We start from the raw sequence: 19,474 nt of genomic DNA, 5'->3' as shown, positions 1-19,474 counted from the left end.
CGCGGGCGTTCGCGCAAGCCCCCGGTACCTCGCATCCGCGACCACTAATGTGGGACTCCCCGCCGGTGCTGGATGAGCCCGTGCCGCGAGACGACGGAGACGATGTGCAGACCTGGCCCGGTTCGAGCTACCCGCTCGGCGCGACTTTCGACGGCAATGGAACGAATTTCGCGCTCTTCAGCGAAAGCGCCCAGCGGGTCGAGCTGTGCCTCTTCGGCGAGCGGGGCAAAGAGACGCGCGTCGAGATGATCGATGTCGACGCATACGTGTGGCATGCGTACCTGCCGCAGGTGCGTCCTGGCCAGCGATACGGATACCGGGTGCACGGCGAGTACGACCCGTCGACCGGGGCTCGATTCAACCCGAACAAGCTTCTTCTGGATCCCTACGCGAAGGCCGTCGAGGGCCAGGTCGAATGGAGCCAGGCCGTCTTCGGGTACGACTTCGGAGACCCGGACTCACGCAACGACGAGGACTCCGCGACAGCCATGATGAAGGCCGTCGTCGTGAACCCCTTCTTCGATTGGGCGGGCGACCGGCTGCCGAAGACGCCGTACTCGGAGACCTTCATCTACGAGGCGCACGTGAAGGGCCTGACGGAGCGGCACCCGGGGATCCCCGAGGAGATCCGCGGCACGTACAGTGCGGTCGCTCACCCGGTGATCATCGATCACCTCAAGAAGCTCGGGGTGACCGCCATCGAGCTCATGCCGGTCCACCAGTTCGTCGACGACTCGACGCTGCAGGAGAAGGGGCTGTCGAACTACTGGGGCTACAACACGATCGCGTTCCTGGCGCCGCAGAACACCTATGCCGCCACCGGCGAGCAGGGGCAGCAGGTCGAGGAGTTCAAGGGCATGGTCCGGGCCCTGCATGCGGCGGGCATCGAGGTCATCCTCGACGTTGTGTACAACCACACCGCCGAAGGCAATCACATGGGTCCGATGCTGTCGATGCGCGGCATCGACAACGCCGCGTACTACCGGCTCGAAGACGACGACAAGCGGTATTACACCGACTACACCGGCACCGGAAACAGCCTGAACGTCGGCAATCCGCACGCCCTGCAACTGATCATGGACTCCCTGCGCTACTGGGTGCTCGAGATGCACGTCGACGGGTTCCGCTTCGACCTGGCTTCCACGCTGGCGCGAGAGTTCTACGACGTCGACAAGCTCGCGACCTTCTTCGAGCTCGTACAGCAGGATCCGGTCGTCTCCCAGGTCAAGCTCATCGCCGAACCGTGGGATGTCGGCCCCGGCGGCTATCAGGTCGGCAACTTCCCGCCGCAATGGACCGAGTGGAACGGTCAGTACCGTGACACCGTGCGCGACTTCTGGCGCGGCGAGCCGCAGGCGCTCGGCGAGTTCGCCTCACGGCTGACCGGCTCCGCCGATCTCTACGAGCACTCCGGCCGCCGGCCGGTGGCGTCGATCAACTTCGTCACCGCCCACGACGGCTTCACGCTGCGCGACCTGGTCAGCTACGAGCACAAGCACAACGACGCGAACGGCGAGGACGGCAACGACGGCGCCGACGACAATCGCGCGATGAATTTCGGCGTCGAGGGCCCGACGGACGATCCCGAAGTCAACACGATGCGCGCGCGGCAGCAGCGCAACTTCATCGCGACCCTGCTGCTCTCGCAAGGGGTTCCGATGCTGCTGCACGGAGATGAGCTGGGCCGGACGCAGCAGGGGAACAACAACGGCTACGCGCAGGACAACGAGCTGACCTGGGTCGACTGGGACAACGTCGATCAGCCGCTCGTGGAGTTCACCGCCGCTCTGGCACGACTGCGACGCGACCACCCCACCTTCCGTCGCCGTCGGTTCTTCAACGGCCGTCCGGTGAAGATGGAGGTCGGGCAGGGCCTCCCCGACATCGCCTGGCTGCGCCCGGATGGCAGCGTCATGCAGCCGGAGGATTGGGACTCCGGCTTCGGTCGGGCAGTGGGTGTCTTCCTCAACGGCCGCGGCATCCGCGAGCGGGATCACCGCGGCGAGCCCATCGTCGACAAGCACTTCATCATCCTGTTCAACGCCGGCGAGGACGGCATCGACTTCCACATCCCCGAGACCGCGTTCAGCCCGAAGTGGGACGTTCTGGTCGACACGGCCGGGGAGCAGGCCGACAGCGAGCCCTTGCAGCCCGGAACCTCCGTGCGCCTGCCGCCCAAAGCACTCATGGTGCTCTGCGAGCACGAACTGCCCGAGCCGGAGATCGACCACTCGGTGGCAGCCTCGCTGGCGGCGCTGACCGACACCATCACGATGCCCGGCCATGCGCCCAAGTCGGAGCTGGAGCGGTAGGACGTGGTGGCGCAGCCGAAGTCGACCTATCGTCTGCAGATCCGCCGGGATTTCGATCTGGATGCCGCGGCCGGAGTCACCCGCTATCTGCGTGACCTCGGGGTGTCGTGGGCCTATCTTTCTCCGCTGCTGCGCGCGACGGAGGGATCCGACCACGGATACGACGTCGTCGACCCTTCGATGGTCGACCCGGTCCGGGGCGGCTCTGCAGGACTGGAGCGGTTCGCCGCGGCCGCACGTGCGGCCGGCCTGGGGATCCTGATCGACATCGTTCCCAACCACATGGGCATCTCGCAGCCGGGGCAGAATCCGTGGTGGTGGGACGTTCTGACGCGCGGTCGCGACTCCCGATACGCCGAGGCGTTCGACATCGACTGGGAGTACGGCGCCGGCCGGATCCGCGTGCCGATCCTGGGTGCCGGCCTCGATGACGTGATCACGGCCGGTGATGTGGTCATCGAGCCGGGTGCGACGGTGGCGGGGGCCCACGGGATCGTACGCTTCTACGGCGAGCACACCCTCCCGCTCGCCTCCGATTCGATTCCGTTCCCCGTGGTCGGCCTCGGCAGCGCCGCACTGGATGACCCTGAGGTCATCCGGCAGATCTTGGATGCTCAGCATTGGGAGGCCGTCTTCTGGCGGCGCGAGGCCGCGGAACTGAACTACCGGCGATTCTTCGCAGTGACGACGCTTGCCGGGGTGCGGGTGGAGATTCCGTGGGTGTTCGACGAGTCCCACGCCGAAGTGCTGCGCTGGCTCCGCGAAGGTCTGGCCGACGGCATCCGGGTGGATCACCCCGACGGGCTGCTCGATCCCGGTGGGTACCTCGAACGACTCGCCGCCGCGACCGGACATGCCTACGTGCTGGTCGAGAAGATCCTCGAGCACGGCGAGGAGTTGGCCGGATGGTGGGAGACGGACGGGACGACCGGGTACGACGCACTCGCCCTGATCGACCGCGTCCTGATCGATCCCCGAGGAGAAGCGCCACTGAACGCGCTGGAGACCCGATTGCGGGGAGGCGACGCGCCCGCCTACCCGGATCTCATCCATGAGACGAAGCGGATGATCGCGGACACGATCCAGGGCGCCGAAGTCGCACGGCTGGTGCGCGAGCTCCCGGCCGCATCGACGACCGGCCCGGTCGACGCGTCTCAGGCGACCGACGCGATCGCCGAGCTGCTCGCGTCCTTCCCGGTGTACCGCTCCTACCTGCCCGCCGGCCGTGAGCACCTCGATCTGGCGGCTGCCGAGGCCACGGTCCGCCGTCCCGACCTCGCCGAAGCGATCGCGGGGCTGGTTCCCGTGCTCGCCGATCCGTCCCTCGAGGTCGCCCGCCGCTTCCAGCAGACCACCGGGCCGGTGATGGCGAAGGGCGTGGAGGACACCGCGTTCTACCGGTACACGCGGCTGGGGTCGCTGACCGAGGTCGGCGCCGACCCGTCCGTCTTCTCGCTCTCGGTCGACGGCTTCCACCGCGCGCAGGCTGCGCGGCAGGCGTCATGGCCCATCGCCATGACGACGCTGTCGACACACGACACCAAGCGCGGCGAAGATGTCCGCGCCCGCCTGGACGTGCTGTCGGAGATGCCGCAGCGCTGGAGCGACGTGCTCCTGGATCTGACCCGCCGCGCCTCGACCGGGAACGGCCCGTTCGACAACCTGCTCTACCAGGCGATCATCGGCTCCTGGCCGGTATCGAGGGACCGGTTGCACGCCTATGCCGAGAAGGCGTCGCGCGAGGCGGCCGAATCAACCGGTTGGTGGGATCCGGATGCCGCGTTCGAAGCCCGCATGCATGCGGTCGTGGACGCCGTTTTCGACGATGCCGTGGTGAACGCCGGGGTCACCGACTTCGTCGCGGAAGTCGAACCCGCCGGATGGTCCAACGGGCTGTCCGCAAAGCTGCTGCAGCTGACCTCTCCCGGCGTGCCCGACGTCTACCAGGGCTCCGAACTGTGGGAGACCTCGCTCGTAGACCCGGACAACCGACGGCCCGTGGACTTCGATGAGCGGGCTCGGCTGCTGAAAGCACTGGATGAGGGGTTCCCACGCGGTGAGCTCCCGACCGTGGATGCATCCGGGGCCGCGAAACTTCTCGTCACCTCGCGTGCGCTGCGCCTGCGGCGCGAACGTTCTGAGCTCTTCACGCGCTACACGCCGATGACCGTCGTGGGGGAGGCCTCCGACCACGCGGTCGCGTTCGACCGCGGTGGCGCGCTCACCGTCGCGACCCGTCTGCCTGTCGGCCTGCAACGTCGCGGCGGCTGGGCTGAGACCGTGCTGCTGCGGCACTCGGGCGCGACGACGGATGCCCTGACCGGACGCCGCTATGAAGGTTCCACCCTGCGCATCGCCGACGTGCTGGCGACCTATCCGGTGGCGCTGCTGGTTGCAGAGGGAGGAATCGCATGACCCTCGAGGTGTGGGCCCCGCGCGCTGAGCGCGTGCGCCTGCGACGACCGGGCGTGGACGACGTGGAGCTCGCGCGTGGCTACGACGGGTGGTGGGCCACGGCATCCGTCGCCTTGAACGATGGAGACGCGTACGGATTCGTGCTCGGGGACGCCGAGGACCTGCGGCCCGACCCGCGCTCGCGCCGACAGCCGCGCGGTGTGCACGAGGCATCGGCGTGGTTTGCCGCCGATGCGCACTCGTGGCGCGATCAGGCTTGGACGGGCCGCCAGCTCACCGGTTCGGTGATCTACGAGATGCACGTCGGCACGTTCACCGCTGCGGGCACGCTCGATTCGGCGATCGCGCGCCTCGACGATCTTGTCGATCTGGGCATCGGCTTCGTCGAACTGCTGCCGGTCAACGCCTTCAACGGCACACACAACTGGGGGTATGACGGCGTCCTCTGGTACGCGGTGCACGAAGGCTACGGCGGCCCGGCCGCCTACCAGCGATTCGTCGAGGCGTGTCATGTGCGCGGCCTGGGGGTCATTCAGGACGTCGTCTACAACCACCTCGGTCCGAGCGGCAACTACCTGCCCGAGTACGGGCCGTACCTGCGCGACGCGGAACAGAACACGTGGGGCGCGTCGGTCGATCTCGACGAGCCGGCGGTCCGCAGCTTCATCGTCGAGAACGCGCTGATGTGGATGCGCGACTACCACGTCGACGGCCTGCGACTGGATGCCGTGCACGCCCTTCGTGATTCGTCGGACACTCACATCCTGCAGGAGCTTGCCGAGGCGACCGAGGCGCTGAGCGCCCACCTCAACCGGCCGTTGACGCTGATCGCCGAGTCCGATCTGAACGACGCGAAAGTGATCAGCGCCCGGGAGGCGGGCGGCTACGGACTCACCGCGCAGTGGAGCGACGACTACCACCATGCCCTCCACGTGGCGGTGTCGGGCGAGACGCAGGGCTACTACGCCGATTTCGCGCCTCTCGCCGCGCTGACCAAGGTCGCGACGCGGGGGTTCTTCCACGACGGCACCTGGTCCTCGTTCCGCCGGCGGGAGCACGGTCATCCGATCGACGCGCGCATACCGATGTCGCGGCTCGTGACGTTCAGCCAGGACCATGATCAGATCGGTAATCGAGCCGCCGGCGACCGCCTGTCGCAGACGCTCGACGAGGGCGGGCTGGCGATCACCGCGGTGCTCACGGTCCTCTCGCCGTTCACCCCGATGCTCTTCATGGGCGAGGAGTGGGCGGCATCGACACCGTGGCAGTTCTTCACGTCGCATCCCGAACCAGAGCTCGGACGCGCGACCGCTGAGGGTCGCATCGCCGAGTTCGCCGCGATGGGCTGGGATCCGGCCGTCGTTCCGGATCCCCAGGACCCCGAGACGTTCGTGCGCTCCACGCTGCACTGGGACGAGCGCACGGAGGGCATGCACGCCCGCGTCCTCACGCTCTACCGCGACCTGATCTCGCTCCGCCGAGACGTGCCCGACCTCACCGACCCGGCGTTCGGCTCCGTGCAGGCGGAGGCCGATGAGATCACTCGCGTCTTCCGCCTCACGCGCGGGCTGACACAGATCCTTGTGAACTTCTCCCACGTCCCGGTGAGGCCGCCCGTGCCGGCGACCTCTGCCGTCCTCCTGACCACCGACGCCGGCGGCACGGTCGCCTACGGCTTCGCCGCGCTTCCGGCGCGGTCGGCGATGGTTCTCGCGGTTGAGCGGCGCGGCCGCGTCGAGCCCGCCCATTAAGCTTCGGGGGTGCCCTTCGCCCTCGCGCTCACTGTGATCCTCGCCGCCCTCGCGATCTTCCAGCTCGCGCTGGCGCTCGGCGCTCCGCTCGGCCGGTTCGCGTGGGGCGGGCAGCACGAGGTGCTCCCCGCGCGGCTGCGGGTCGGGAGCCTGATCGCGATCGTCATCTATGCCGTCATCGTCGTCATCGCATACGGCCGCCTGGACGCGATCGACGTCCTTCCGCTCGCTTTCGCCACCGTTGCGATGTGGGTGGTGTTCGCGTACTTCCTGATCGGGATCGCGATGAACGCCGTTTCGCGCAGCAGGCCCGAGCGCTTCGTGATGGTGCCGGTGACGATCGTGCTGACCGTGCTCAGCTTCTTCATCGCGCTGGGGTACGGCTCGATGGCGATGCCCGCCTGAGCGACCTGCTCACCGGTCCTTCGGCTTCCTCCACGTTCGCGCTCCGTGGCCGAACGCGGACACGCTCATCTCAGCTGACGCCGAGCCAGGAGCGGTCGGTCAGCACGAGGGGGCCGTCGTCGGTGATTGCGATCGTGTGCTCGGAATGCGAACCGCGGGAGCCGTCCGCGCTGCGCAGCGTCCACCCGTCCGGATCGGTGATGAGCTCGTCGGTGGTCTCCAGGAGCCAGGGCTCGAGGGCGACGACCAGACCCGACCGCAGCGGGTAACCGCGCCCGGGCTTGCCGTCGTTCGGGATGTGCGGGTCTCCGTGCATGATGCGCCCCACGCCGTGACCGCCGAAGTCCGTGTTGATCTCGTAACCGCCGGAGCGGGCCACCTCGGCGATCGCGTGCGAGATGTCCCCGATCCTGTGGCCCACGGTCGCGGCATGGATGGCGGCATCCAAAGCCCGTTCGGTGGTGTCGATGATGGCGAGGTCCTCGTCGCGGGCGGTGCCGACGACGAAGGAGACGGCCGAATCCGCGACCCAGCCGTCAACCGATGCGGCGAAGTCGAGCGAGACGAGATCGCCGTCCCGCAGCACGTAGTCGTGCGGCAGCCCGTGCAGCACGGCGTCGTTGACCGAGGTGCAGATGACCTTCCCGAACGGGCTCGCTCCGAACGAGGGGTGGTAGTCGATATAGCACGAGACCGCACCGGCGCGCCGGATGAGATCGTGCGCGCGGCGGTCGAGGGCCAGCAGGTTCGTGCCCACCTTCGTCTCGTCGCGCAGCGTGGCGAGCACCTCGGCCACGAAGCGGCCGGCGGGTCGCATCGCCTCGATCTCGGTGGGCGTGCGCAATTCGATCATCGGGTTCCTTCCGTCGGACCCATTCTGTCAGCGCTGCAGGTGGGCCATCCCGCCCATGCTGTGAGGATGCCTCGTCCTCCCTGCTCACGCCGTGCAGAGCGAATGACCGGCGTACCATCGGCGTATGTGGGTTCGGCGCGCGTTCTACAAGTGGTTGGTTCCCGCGGCGTTCCTCCTGCCTCTCTGGCTGCTGGTGGGGTGGGGGGTCTTCAACGCCGGTGGCTGGGCGTTCCTGTGGGTGCTCTTCCTCGCGATCCCTTCGGTGTTCGTGGGTCAGCTGCTGCTGACTCTGCTCGTCCGAGCGCGCGGCACGGTGCGCGCTGAACGCGCGGTGTCGTGGTGGGACGTTCTGGGCTTCACGGTGTGGCATTCGCTGACGATCGCGCTGGGCTTCTTCAATCAGGCGTGGTGGGCGCCGGTGCTGGTCCTGACGGTTGCGGTGGGACTCGCACTCTTCTGGCTGGAGCTCGCGCAACTGTGGCGCGAGGCGAAACCGGCGAGCATCCTGCTGCGCACGACCGAGGGCATCGGGTTCATTCCCGCGCAGACCCCGCGGTCCGCGCCGTCCGAGCGCGACGTCATCGTGATCACGGAGAAGCCGCCGACCGTCTGAGGGCCGTTTTGGCCGGTCGCGGCATCCGTGGCAGAATGATCCTTTGTGTCCTGACAGGTTCTGCCTCAGGGGGACCGGCCGCCCGGCGTCACGCCCGGAGGGCCTCGGACACGCTCATCCTTCCCACCAGTACCCGCGGTCGACCTGTGGCGGCCGCAGAGAGCAAAGATCATGCAGATCCTCGACTCCGTCGACGCAGCCTCGCTGCGTTCCGACATTCCCGCCTTCGGCGCTGGCGACACCATTCGCGTGCACGTCAACATCACCGAGGGCAACCGCTCTCGTGTGCAGGTCTTCCAGGGCGTCGTCATCGGCCGACAGGGCGACGGCGTGCGCGAGACCTTCACGGTCCGCAAGATCAGCTTCCAGGTCGGCGTGGAGCGCACGTTCCCCGTGCACAGCCCGGTGATCGATCACATCGAGATCGTCACCCGCGGTGACGTCCGCCGCGCGAAGCTGTACTACCTGCGCAACCTTCGTGGCAAGAAGGCCAAGATCAAGGAGAAGCGCGACAACTGACGCGTCGTCTTCGACAATGCCCCGGGCTTCGGCCTGGGGCATTTCGTCTTTCCCCGCGCTGAGAAGCACCCGGGGTATCTACGCGTGCCGCCGAGTGTGCGACCCTTGAATGCAGCGGCCCGACGACTTGCGGCACGCCCGAAGAAGGACCCCTATGACCACCGAGCAGACCGCAGCCGCCGCGCCGACGCCCACCTCCCGCGCCGCGCGGAGTCAGCCGCGCGACCGACGGCGAGGATGGCTCTCGTTCCTGCGGGACGTGCTGATCATCGTCCTGGTGGCGGTGCTCGTCTCGTTCCTGGTCAAGACCTTTCTGGTCCGCTCGTTCTACATCCCCTCCGGATCGATGGAGTCCACGCTGCTGGTCAACGACCGCATCCTGGTCGATGAGATCACGCCGCGCTTCAGCGGTTACGACCGCGGTGACATCGTCGTGTTCCGCGATCCCGGCGGCTGGCTGCCGCCGCGTGCGGAGACCGAGCGCTCGTTCCTCCTCGAGGGTGTCGACTGGATGCTGTCGCTGGTCGGTCTGGCCGCGCCCGACAGCGATGATCATCTTGTGAAGCGGATCATCGGGGTCTCCGGCGACCACGTCGTATGCTGCAACGCGATCGGACAGATCACGGTCAACGGCGTCCCCCTGGATGAGACCGACTACATCCGGCTTCCCACCCCGGACAGCCCCGCCTCCGACCAGCTCTTCGACGTGATCGTGCCCGAGAACCGCCTCTGGGTTCTGGGCGACAACCGCTACTCCTCCAAAGACTCGCGCTACAACCAGGACCAGCCCGGCGAAGGATTCGTCCCGGTCGACAACGTCGTCGGCCGCGCGTTCCTGACCACGTGGCCCTTCGACCGATTCGGGATGCTGGACTTTCATCCCGAAGTGTTCGCCGGGATCCCCGAGGCGTCCGACGACAAGGCCGAGGTCCCCACCCCAGAGCCCACCGAGAACCCGCTGCCGTGACATGAGCCCGGTCGAACCCCGTCTGACTCTCGAACGCCGTCTGCTGAGGGAGCACGCGATCCTGATCGCGTGCGACGAAGTGGGCAGGGGCGCACTCGCGGGGCCGGTCGCGGTGGGCGCGGTGGTGATCGATGCGGCCCGCTCGCGCAAACGCGTCCCGCAAGGACTGCGCGACTCCAAGCTGGTGCCAGAGCATCGGCGCGCGGAGGTCGCCGCGCGCGCGGCGTCGTGGGTGTCGGCCAGCGCCGTGGGGTGGGCCAGCTCCGTCGAGATCGACGAGATCGGCATCATCCGGGCGCTCGGACTTGCGACGATGAGAGCACTGGCCGACCTGCGCGCGCACGGTGTGGTGCCCGAAGACGCGATCGTCGTCCTGGACGGCAACTACGACTACATCACCCCGGCCGGCGGCACGGGACTGACCATTCGCCCGGTCACCAAGGCCGATCGGGATTGCGCGAGTGCGGCCGCGGCATCCGTCATCGCCAAGGTCGCGCGGGATGCACTGATGACCGAGCTGCACGACGAGTTGCCCGCCTACAGCTGGGCGCGCAACAAGGGTTACGCGAGCCCCGAGCACCGCGAGGCGATCAGAGACCACGGCATCAGCCACCACCATCGCGCATCGTGGGCGTTGCTGGGCGAGCCGACGCTGTTCTGAGGGCGCGCCTCACGTGTCGAGCGAGAGCTCCTCAGGCAGGTGGAAGTCTCGGCGCGAGAGCTCTTCGACGTTGACGTCCTTGAACGTGAGCACACGAACCGACTTGACGAACCGGTCGGCGCGGTAGATGTCCCAGACCCATACGTCGGTCATGGTGATCTCGAAATAGAAGTCGTGCTCGGTGTCGCGGCGCACGACATTGACCTCGTTGGCGAGGTAGAACCTGCGCTCGGTCTCGATCACGTACTGGAACTGTGACACGACGTCCCGGTACTCGCGATAGAGAGCGAGCTCCAGTTCGCGGTCATAGTCTTCGAAGACTTCGTCATCCATGGTGCCTCCCATCCTAGAGGCGAGGTGGATCAACACCGGTCGTAGCCTGACGTTGATGCGCCTGCGCCTCCAGATCGAGCAGCCGGCGAAGCCGGCGTATCGAGATCCACGCATCCGATTCTCCTCCCGGCACGGCGTGCCAGCACCTCTCATCGGCTCCTCCCCAGCCCGACACCGCCCCGGCTTGTACCCGCACGGCGGGGACCGGCGCCTGCATCCGCACGCCCGCGCGTCACGATGCCTACATGGCAGCGAAGGATGTTCTCGGGCGCGCGGGCGAGGAGCGCGCGGCGCGGTACCTGGAGACGTGCGGGTACACCGTGCTGGACCGCAACTGGCGGATCCGCGACGGCGAGATCGACCTCGTCATCGCCCGCCCCGGTGAACTGGTGGTCGTGGAGGTGAAGACCCGCAGCGGCGACGGGTTCGGCCACCCTTTCGAGGCGGTCGATGGCCGCAAGCAGCATCGCCTCTGGCGCCTCGCCGTGGCGTGGATCGCCGCGCACCCGGATCAGGCGCAAGGGCGCCGGCTTCGCCTGGATGCGATCGCGATCACCGGGCCCGATCCGCAGACCGCCAGGCTCGAGCATCTTCAGGACCTCCGATGACCACGGCACGCACGTGGGCGGTCGCCCTGACCGGGCTGGACGGTGCGCTCGTGGAGGTGGAGGCGGACCTTTCGAACCAGACACCGGAGTTCCGCATCATCGGTCTGCCCGACAAGGCGCTGGCCGAGGCGGTGCAGCGCGTGCACAACGCCAGCGCGAACTGCGGCCTCGAACTGCCACGCCGACGTCTGACCGTCAACCTCTCGCCGGCGAGCCTGCCCAAGCACGGCTCGTCGTTCGATGTGGCGATCGCGATCGCATCGCTTGCCACGGACGGACGAATGGATGCCGCCTCGATCGCGCAGACCGTGCACATCGGCGAGCTCGGACTCGACGGGCGTCTCCGTCCCGTTCCCGGGGTGCTGCCCGCCGTGATGACGGCCGCCCGCGAAGGGATCCGCCGCGTCATCGTGCCGCACGCGAACGCATCCGAAGCCGCGCTCGTGGAGGGTATCGAAGTGTTCGGCGCGATCTCTCTCGCCGACGTCGCCCGCCGGCACGGCGCCGACGTCGAAGATCGTCCGCTCGAACCGGTCCCCGCCCCTGCCGCCGTCGGCGAACCGCGCAACGCGGCCGAACTGGCCGAGGTGATCGGTCAGCGGGAAGCGGTCGAGGCGCTGATCGCGGCCGCGGCGGGTGGACACCACATGCTGATGAGCGGTCCGCCGGGGGCGGGCAAGACGATGCTGGCCAGCCGGCTTCCCGGCATCCTTCCCGCGCTCGATGACGCTGCCGCGCTCGAAGTGGCCGCGATCCGTTCGCTCTCGGGCGACTCCGTGGGTGCACTCGTGCGTCGGCCCCCGCTGGAGTCGCCTCACCACAGCGCGAGCATTGCGGCGCTGGTCGGTGGCGGGTCACGTGTCGTGCGACCCGGAGCGATCGCGCGCGCCACCCACGGGGTGCTGTTCCTGGACGAGGTGGGCGAGTTCGCGCCCAGCGTGCTGGACGCGCTGCGTCAGCCGCTGGAGGACGGGAAGATCACGATCCATCGCGCCGGGGTCGCCGCATCCTTTCCAGCATCGTTCCAGCTGATCCTCGCGACGAACCCCTGCCCCTGCGGCAACTACGGCGTGCGCGGGGCGAACTGCGTGTGCCCGCCGATGGCCATCCGCCGCTACCTGGGCAGGCTCTCCGGGCCGCTGCTCGACCGCGTCGACATCGAGCTCGCCCTCACCAGGGTCTCGGTCGCGCACACGACGGCGTCGGCTGTCGACACGGTGACCACGGATGCCGCCGCAGCTCGTGTCGCCGAAGCGCGGGAACGTGCCGCTCACCGGCTGCGTGACACTGCCTGGCGTCTCAACGCCCGTGTGTCCGGTCCCTGGCTCCGCGAGGGACCTCGGGCGCTCACCCCGGTGGTACGCCGCCCGATCGACGTCGCGCTGTCCCGCGGTTCGCTGACCCTGCGCGGCTATGACCGCGTGCTGCGCGTGGCCTGGACGCTCGCTGACCTCGCCGGCCGCGCGAGCCCGACCGTCCACGACATCGGTCGCGCTCTGTTCATGAAGAAGGGCATTACGACATGACGGACTTCCTGCCATCCCCGCACGTGGCTCGGACGCTGCTGATCGGCCTCGGGCAGGGCGAGCCGGACGACGAGGCCGCACGGCGGTTGTTCGCCCGCCACACCTGGAGCTGCCTGGCCGAGCCCGGCGATGGCGTGGCAGGGCGCATCGTCGCCGCCCTCGGCCCGGAAGAGGCACTCGCCGCCGTATCGGCCGAGAAGGCTCCGCTCGCCGCGCTGCGCGCCGCGGGAATCACTGCCACGCAGTGGCAGCAAGCGCGAGACCGGTGGCGACCGCGTCTCCTCGCCCAGCCCGTGCGGAGCGCCCTGGAAAGCGCCCGGCATTCCGGACTGTCGATGCTCGTCCCCGAGCACCGGCAGTGGCCGGCCGCGCTCACGGACCTGGGCGATCACGCGCCCTTCCTGCTGTGGGTCCGTGGCGACCTCGGCGTGCTGACCGGCCTCACTCCCTCGGCGGCGTTGGTCGGAGCGCGCGCGGCGACCAGCTACGGCGAGCACATGGCCATGGAACTGTCCGCCGACCTCGTCGGCCGCGGGGTCGCGATCGTATCGGGAGCGGCGTACGGAATCGACGGCGCCGCGCACCGCGCGGCGCTCTCTGCGGGCGGACGAACCGTCGCGCTGCTGGCCGGGGGAGCGGATCGCTCCTACCCGCGCGGGCACTCGGATCTGATCCGGCAGATCGCCGAATCGGGCGCGGTCCTCAGCGAGGTGCCGTGCGGCTCGGCACCGACCAAATGGCGATTCCTGCAGCGGAATCGGCTGATCGCCGCACTGGCGGATGCGACGGTGGTGGTCGAGGCGGGCTGGCGGAGCGGGTCGCTCAACACGGCCGCACACGCCGCCGCGCTCGGGCGACCCCTCGGCGCCGTGCCCGGCCCGGTGACCAGCGCGGCCTCGGCGGGCTGTCACCGAATCCTTCGGGAGTTCGACGGGCGATGCATCACCAACGCCGACGAGGTCATCGAACTGCTCGGCGGTCCCCACCCGACCTTGTTCGATCTGGCATCCTCGGCGAGCGGTGACGAGCACACCGACGATCTGACCCGCATCGCCGACGCCATGAGCTTTCGAGCGTGGCGCGAGACGACCGAGATCGCCCGCCGTTCGGGGCTGGCCCCCGCCGAGGTCGCCGCACTGCTCGGACTCCTCTCGTTGGAGGGCACCGTCGTACGAGGCGAGAGTGGGTGGCGGCGAACGCGACCGGCGCAGCAGGTGGGCTGAGTGCCGTGCGCCGTCGTCGGTCAACGACCGGGCGAGGGCATGCTGGAGCGATGGAGTTGGATACTGCGGCGGACGCGTACGCGAGTCATCTCGCTCGGGTGCGCCGGCTGTCGCCAGCGACCGTACGCGCGTATCGGGCAGACCTGCGCGATCTGTCCCGCACGATGCCGGGCGCCGACGTGGCCGATGTCGACCTGGAGGCGCTGCGTGAGTGGCTCTGGAAGGCGACGCAACGCGGCGACGCGCGGTCCACGCTGGCGCGGCGGACCGCCGCAGCGCGCGGCTTCTTCGGATGGGCGACCGAGGACGGGCTGATCACCTTCGACCCGAGCCTGCGACTGGTCGCGCCCAAACGCGGCCGCACGCTGCCGAAGGTCGCAACAGCCGAGGGTGTGCGGGGCATGCTCGATGACCTCGCCGGCCGCGCGGGTCACGGTGAGCCGACCGATCTGCGTGATCACGCCATGCTCGAGGTCCTCTACGGGTCGGCGCTGCGCGTGTCGGAGCTGACCGGGCTCGACGTCGACGACGTGGACCTCGAGCGGGCGACCGTGCGGGTATTCGGAAAAGGATCGAAAGAGCGCGTCGTCCCGTTCGGAGTGCCCGCACGACGAGCGCTGGAGGCCTACCTCGCGCGCGGGCGCCCTGTTCTGGCCCGCGCCGCTCCGTCCGGAGAGGAGGGGCCGGCGCTGTTCCGCGGCACCCGAGGGGGACGCATCACACCGCGGGCCGTGTACGACGTCGTCGCTCGCGAGCTCGGTCGGGTGCTGGGCACCTCAACGGTCGGCCCCCACGCGCTGCGGCACTCCGCGGCGACTCACCTGTTGGACGGCGGAGCGGACCTGCGGGCGGTGCAGGAGCTTCTCGGGCACGCCAGTCTCGGCACCACTCAGATCTACACCCATGTGTCATCCGAGAGACTGGCCGCGACCTATCGACTCGCGCATCCGCGGGCCTGATCCACGCGCCGAACAGGCTGGATCCACCCCGTCAGTCGCAGCAGGGGAGCAGCACCGCGCGCGGAACCCCTCCCAACAGCAGCATCGGGTTGACGTACGCGCCGTCCGACCGCACCCCGAAGTGCAGGGTCCCCGGCAGCGCGTGACCGCCGACCGCGAGGGCCGCCACGTCCTCGCCTCTCCGCACGGGAGTTCCCGGTTCGAGCGCGGACTCGACCGGTTCGAGGGTCGTGATGAGTCCTCCGCCGTGATCGATCGTCAGGATGCCGCGGCCGGCGACGCTTCCCGAGAACGCCACGACACCGTCGGCCGGCGCGCGCACGGCAGAGCCGCCAGTGGGTTCGAGATCGATCCCGCGGTGCCCCGGGGCGTATTCGTGCGCGGGTGCGACGAACGGCCGTACCAGCCGGAACCGCGCTGCCGGCCACACCCAGCCCAGCGTTGACAGATCCACCGCCGGCGACGCCTCGATCGCTCTCGAGACCGCGGCGGCCGGTGGGGTCAGGCCGGTTGCCGACAAGACGACCGTCGCCGTCCAGATCGCCAGCCATCCGCTCAGTCGCCGCCGAACGACGGTGCGGGCAGCGGGTGTGCGAGGGACGGGCATCAGCCCAGCGTGGCGACTCACGGGGCGCGTCTGCGCAGATCGCCGCGGACGGGGGAGAGAGCCGGCGCCCGAGCAGCTGGGGAGGAGACCCGCCTGGTACACTGGAACGACACCTCGCTCGCGGGGTGAATACGCGTGCCCAGAGCGCGAACACGAACGCAGGTTCGTGGCAGCGCGGCATCCACTCCCACCGGTCTCATGGGGCGATTTCTCGAAAGCGACATCGCACCGGAGTGGGCGTGTGCCGGGCACCAGGCGCGCCGACCACTCGGTCCGGCGAAACACAACCGCAAACGGCGCATTCCTGCGTCGAGAACAGGAGAACGGCTATGGCCGTCGTCACCATTCGCCAGCTGCTCGACAGCGGCGTCCATTTCGGACACCAGACCCGCCGGTGGAACCCGAAAGTCAAGCGCTTCATTCTCACCGAGCGCAGCGGCATCCACATCATCGACCTGCAGCAGTCGCTGACGTACATCGACAAGGCGTACGAGTTCGTCAAGGAGACCGTCGCCCACGGCGGCACCGTCCTCTTCGTCGGAACCAAGAAGCAGGCGCAGGAGATCATCGCCGAGCAGGCGACCCGCGTCGGCCAGCCGTACGTGAACCAGCGCTGGCTGGGCGGCCTCCTCACCAACTTCCAGACGGTCTCCAAGCGTCTCGCGCGCATGAAGGAGCTCGAGGAGCTCGACTACGAGAACCCGGCTGACAGCGGCTTCACCAAGAAGGAGCTGCTGCTGAAGAAGCGCGAGCTCACCAAGCTGCACAAGTCGCTCGGCGGCATCCGGAACATGTCCAAGACGCCGTCTGCCATCTGGGTCGTCGACGCCAAGCGCGAGCACCTCGCGGTAAACGAGGCCACGAAGCTCGGCATCCCGATCATCGGCATCCTGGACACGAACGCCGACCCGGACGAGCTCCAGTACCCGATCCCCGGTAACGACGACGCGATCCGCTCGGTGGGCCTGCTCACCCGCATCATCGCCGACGCCGCCGCCGAGGGCCTCATCCAGCGCCACCAGCCCTCCGACGCTGCAGAGGCCGCAGAGCCCCTCACCGACTGGGAGCGCGAGCTGCTCGAGCAGAGCACGCCCGAGCAGTCCTCCGCCGAGACCGAGAAGGTCGCCGACGTCGCGCTGGCCGAAGCCGAGGCTTCCGAGCTGGTCGTCGACGAGCAGGCAGCCGAGGTCGAAGCGGCAACCGAGTCGGCCGATGACGTCGCCGGTGCCGAGGCTCACGACGAGGCCATCGCGGACGCCGCCGGCGAGCCCGTGGCCGACGTCGAAGCCGCAGAAGCCGAAGACGCCAAGTAGGCACTGAACCGCCAGCACTGCGCTGCAGGCCGGTGGTGAGCTCAGGCTCGCCCCGGTCTGCAACACTCTCGGTGGAAGCCGTTTCACACGGTCCGCCCTTGCACTCACACGAACTCATCACAATCAAGGAGCCACTACCGATGGCAAACTTCACGATCGCCGACATCAAGGCGCTGCGCGAGCAGCTCGGAACCGGCATGGTCGACACCAAGAAGGCGCTCGAAGAGGCCGACGGCGACGTCGAGAAGGCCGTCGAGATCCTGCGTCTGAAGGGCGCGAAGGGCAATGCCAAGCGCGCGGACCGCTCCACCAGCGAAGGCCTCGTGGTCGCCCGCGAGCAGGGTGGCAAGGTCACCCTGGTCGAACTCGCGTGCGAGACCGACTTCGTCGCCAAGAACGAGCGCTTCATCACGCTGGCGGACAAGGTGGCGGATGCCGCAGCCGCTGTCGGCGCCGATTCCGTCGAGGCTGCTCTCGCAGCCCCCGCCGGAAACCAGACCGTCGAGCAGCTCATCGCCGACGAGGCCGCGATCATCGGCGAGAAGGTCGAGCTTCGCCGCGTTCGCACCCTCTCGGGTGACAAGTTCGAGGTGTACCTGCACAAGACCAGCAAGGACCTGCCCCCGCAGGTCGGCGTCGTCCTGGCCTACTCGGGCGATGACGCTGAGACCGCTCGCAGCCTCGCGCAGCACATCTCGTTCGCGAACCCGTCCTACCTCTCGCGCGACGAGGTCCCCGCGGCCGACGTCGAGAAGGAGCGTGAGATCGTCACCGAGATCTCCCGCAACGAGGGCAAGCCCGAGGCCGCCCTTCCGAAGATCGTCGAAGGCCGCGTGAACGCGTTCTTCAAGCAGGTCTCGCTCCTGGACCAGGACTACGCCAAGGACAACAAGCAGTCCGTGGCGCAGGTGGCCAAGGACGCCGGTCTGACCCTGACGGGCTTCGCCCGCTTCAAGGTCGGCGCTTAGCACCGTGAAAAGGCCCGCATCACTTCGATGCGGGCCTTTTTCACGCCATCGACGGGCAATTCCCCGCGATGCCCTTTAGATGGTTTTCTGTACGCGACGAGAGGATGACACGTGATCGATGAAGCGACCGGAACCCGGCGCGTCCTGCTGAAGCTCTCCGGTGAGGCCTTCGGCGGCGGCCAGCTGGGTGTGAACCCCGATGTCGTCAGCCAGATGGCCCGCGAGATCGCCGCGGCGGTGGACCGGGTGGAGATCGCCGTCGTCGTGGGCGGCGGCAACTTCTTCCGCGGTGCCGAACTCAGCCAGCGCGGAATGGACCGGGGACGCGCCGACTACATGGGGATGCTCGGGACCGTGATGAACGCGCTCGCGCTGCAGGACTTCCTCGAGCAGGCCGGCGCGGCCACGCGAGTGCAGTCTGCGATATCGATGACGCAGGTCGCCGAGCCCTACATCCCCCGTCGGGCCGAGCGGCACATGGAGAAGGGCCGGGTCGTCATCTTCGGCGCCGGCGCGGGGCTTCCGTACTTCTCGACCGACACCGTCGCCGCGCAGCGCGCCCTCGAGATCGGGGCGTCCGAGGTCCTGGTCGCAAAGAACGGCGTGGACGGCGTCTACACGGCAGACCCGAACAAGGACCCGGACGCGACCCTGATCGACCGGATCACGTACCTCGATGCCCTGCAGCGCGGACTCAAGGTCGTCGACTCGACGGCCTTCAGCCTGTGCATGGACAACCGCATGGACATGCGCGTGTTCGGAATGGAGCCGGCGGGCAATGTCACCAGGGCGCTGTTGGGTGACCCTATCGGCACCCTCGTCACGGCGTGACCTAGCGCCCACGACTAGACTTAGCCCTCAGATCAACCGATAGGAGTCACTGTGATCGCCGACGTCTTGGCCGAGGCCGGCACGCGCATGGATCGCGCCGTAGAAGGTGCGAAGGACGACTTCGCGACGGTGCGCACCGGCCGTGCCAACCCGCAGCTGTTCCAAAAGATCCTCGTCGACTACTACGGAACTCCGACGCCGCTGGCGCAGCTCGCCTCGCTGAACAATCCCGAGGCACGCACCATCCTGGTCACGCCGTACGACAAGACGGCACTGAAGGCGATCGAACAGGCCATTCGGGAGATGCCGAACCTCGGCGCGAACCCGACCAATGACGGCACCATCGTCCGGGTCACCTTGCCCGAGCTGACCGAGGAGCGCCGCCGCGAATTCGTCAAGGTCGTGCGCGCGAAGGCCGAGGACGCCAAGGTGCACGTCCGCGGCATCCGGCGCAAGTCCAAGGACGACCTGGACGCCCTCAAGAGCGATATCGGTGAAGACGAGCTGGCCCGCGCTGAGAAAGAACTCGACGCGCTGACGCGCGCCCACGTCGACGCGATCGACGACGCGCTCAAGCGCAAAGAGACCGAGCTCCTCGAGATCTGAGTCC

Annotated in this window: 19 protein-coding genes; 16 read left to right on the top strand and 3 right to left on the bottom strand. The window is 68.5% G+C overall.

Annotated features, from left to right (window positions below):
• Window positions 1-104 precede the first annotated feature (104 nt).
• Genes glgX through ABD655_RS10285 form a run of 4 tightly spaced genes read left to right on the top strand, consistent with a single transcriptional unit; the run spans window position 105 to window position 6,883 of the window.
• Window positions 105-2,312 (top strand): glycogen debranching protein GlgX, encoded by a 2,208-nt coding sequence (gene glgX / locus ABD655_RS10300; protein ID WP_344715803.1) that lies wholly within the window; start codon window positions 105-107, stop codon window positions 2,310-2,312.
• A gap of 6 nt (window positions 2,313-2,318) precedes the next feature.
• Entirely contained in the window at window positions 2,319-4,727 is a 2,409-nt protein-coding gene (gene treY / locus ABD655_RS10295; RefSeq protein ID WP_344715802.1) for a malto-oligosyltrehalose synthase, read from the top strand.
• The gene (gene treZ, locus ABD655_RS10290; RefSeq protein WP_344713726.1) at window positions 4,724-6,478 is read left to right on the top strand and encodes a malto-oligosyltrehalose trehalohydrolase; all 1,755 of its coding nucleotides are present in this window, start codon (window positions 4,724-4,726) and stop codon (window positions 6,476-6,478) included. The genes treY and treZ overlap by 4 nt, the downstream gene beginning before the upstream one ends.
• A 9-nt stretch (window positions 6,479-6,487) precedes the next feature.
• Complete coding sequence (locus ABD655_RS10285) at window positions 6,488-6,883, top strand: hypothetical protein (protein WP_344713725.1); 396 nt, start codon at window positions 6,488-6,490, stop codon at window positions 6,881-6,883.
• Between the two features lie 70 nt (window positions 6,884-6,953).
• Here the strand turns inward: ABD655_RS10285 and map are convergent, their stop codons facing one another.
• The gene (gene map, locus ABD655_RS10280) at window positions 6,954-7,736 is read right to left on the bottom strand and encodes a type I methionyl aminopeptidase (RefSeq protein WP_344713723.1); all 783 of its coding nucleotides are present in this window, start codon (window positions 7,734-7,736) and stop codon (window positions 6,954-6,956) included.
• A 124-nt stretch (window positions 7,737-7,860) separates the two neighbouring features.
• Here map and ABD655_RS10275 point away from each other — a divergent pair, with 124 nt between their 5' ends.
• The 4 genes from ABD655_RS10275 to ABD655_RS10260 all read left to right on the top strand — a co-directional run bounded on the left by ABD655_RS10275 (window position 7,861) and on the right by ABD655_RS10260 (window position 10,496).
• A complete protein-coding gene (locus tag ABD655_RS10275) occupies window positions 7,861-8,349 on the top strand; it encodes an MFS transporter permease (RefSeq protein ID WP_344713721.1) in 489 nt (162 codons plus the stop codon).
• Between the two features lie 171 nt (window positions 8,350-8,520).
• Entirely contained in the window at window positions 8,521-8,868 is a 348-nt protein-coding gene (gene rplS, locus ABD655_RS10270) for a 50S ribosomal protein L19 (protein ID WP_344713720.1), read from the top strand.
• A 154-nt stretch (window positions 8,869-9,022) separates the two neighbouring features.
• Window positions 9,023-9,835, top strand: coding sequence for a signal peptidase I (gene lepB, locus ABD655_RS10265; protein ID WP_344713718.1), 813 nt, complete (start codon window positions 9,023-9,025; stop codon window positions 9,833-9,835).
• 1 nt (window position 9,836) lies between these two features.
• Window positions 9,837-10,496: a ribonuclease HII gene (locus ABD655_RS10260; RefSeq protein ID WP_344713717.1), complete on the top strand. Its 660-nt coding sequence runs from the start codon at window positions 9,837-9,839 to the stop codon at window positions 10,494-10,496.
• A gap of 9 nt (window positions 10,497-10,505) precedes the next feature.
• Here the strand turns inward: ABD655_RS10260 and ABD655_RS10255 are convergent, their stop codons facing one another.
• Window positions 10,506-10,829 carry a DUF2469 family protein gene (locus tag ABD655_RS10255; protein WP_257502062.1) on the bottom strand — a complete coding sequence of 108 codons (324 nt, stop codon included), beginning with the start codon at window positions 10,827-10,829 and terminating at the stop codon, window positions 10,506-10,508.
• Window positions 10,830-11,074: 245 nt separating this feature from the next.
• Here ABD655_RS10255 and ABD655_RS10250 point away from each other — a divergent pair, with 245 nt between their 5' ends.
• From ABD655_RS10250 to ABD655_RS10235, 4 genes are read left to right on the top strand one after another with little or no spacing between them, the layout of a single operon-like run.
• Window positions 11,075-11,437 carry a YraN family protein gene (locus tag ABD655_RS10250; protein ID WP_344713713.1) on the top strand — a complete coding sequence of 121 codons (363 nt, stop codon included), beginning with the start codon at window positions 11,075-11,077 and terminating at the stop codon, window positions 11,435-11,437.
• On the top strand, window positions 11,434-12,963 hold the full coding sequence (locus ABD655_RS10245; protein ID WP_344713711.1) for a YifB family Mg chelatase-like AAA ATPase: 1,530 nt from the start codon (window positions 11,434-11,436) through the stop codon (window positions 12,961-12,963). Before ABD655_RS10250 ends, ABD655_RS10245 begins: the two co-directional genes overlap by 4 nt.
• The gene (gene dprA, locus ABD655_RS10240; RefSeq protein ID WP_344713710.1) at window positions 12,960-14,186 is read left to right on the top strand and encodes a DNA-processing protein DprA; all 1,227 of its coding nucleotides are present in this window, start codon (window positions 12,960-12,962) and stop codon (window positions 14,184-14,186) included. The genes ABD655_RS10245 and dprA overlap by 4 nt, the downstream gene beginning before the upstream one ends.
• A 50-nt stretch (window positions 14,187-14,236) precedes the next feature.
• Complete coding sequence (locus ABD655_RS10235) at window positions 14,237-15,145, top strand: tyrosine recombinase XerC (protein ID WP_344713709.1); 909 nt, start codon at window positions 14,237-14,239, stop codon at window positions 15,143-15,145.
• 31 nt (window positions 15,146-15,176) lie between these two features.
• Here ABD655_RS10235 and ABD655_RS10230 read toward each other — a convergent pair whose 3' ends face one another.
• A complete protein-coding gene (locus ABD655_RS10230) occupies window positions 15,177-15,752 on the bottom strand; it encodes a murein hydrolase activator EnvC family protein (RefSeq protein ID WP_344713707.1) in 576 nt (191 codons plus the stop codon).
• Between the two features lie 329 nt (window positions 15,753-16,081).
• On the opposite strand from ABD655_RS10230, the gene rpsB reads away from it, so the two are divergent.
• The 4 genes from rpsB to frr all read left to right on the top strand — a co-directional run bounded on the left by rpsB (window position 16,082) and on the right by frr (window position 19,470).
• Window positions 16,082-17,065, top strand: a complete 984-nt coding sequence (gene rpsB / locus ABD655_RS10225) for a 30S ribosomal protein S2 (protein WP_344713705.1) — start codon at window positions 16,082-16,084, stop codon at window positions 17,063-17,065.
• 140 nt (window positions 17,066-17,205) lie between these two features.
• Entirely contained in the window at window positions 17,206-18,033 is an 828-nt protein-coding gene (tsf, locus tag ABD655_RS10220) for a translation elongation factor Ts (protein WP_344713703.1), read from the top strand.
• Window positions 18,034-18,144: 111 nt separating this feature from the next.
• Window positions 18,145-18,864 (top strand): UMP kinase, encoded by a 720-nt coding sequence (pyrH, locus tag ABD655_RS10215; protein WP_344713702.1) that lies wholly within the window; start codon window positions 18,145-18,147, stop codon window positions 18,862-18,864.
• Between the two features lie 51 nt (window positions 18,865-18,915).
• Window positions 18,916-19,470: a ribosome recycling factor gene (gene frr / locus ABD655_RS10210; protein ID WP_344713700.1), complete on the top strand. Its 555-nt coding sequence runs from the start codon at window positions 18,916-18,918 to the stop codon at window positions 19,468-19,470.
• Window positions 19,471-19,474 lie beyond the last annotated feature (4 nt).

The sequence above is a fragment of the Microbacterium terregens genome, assembly GCF_039534975.1.
GTDB classification, from domain to species: Bacteria; Actinomycetota; Actinomycetes; order Actinomycetales; family Microbacteriaceae; genus Microbacterium; species Microbacterium terregens.
The sequence above is the reverse complement of the archived record's forward strand: the minus strand, read 5'-3'. Positions and strand labels throughout refer to the sequence as shown.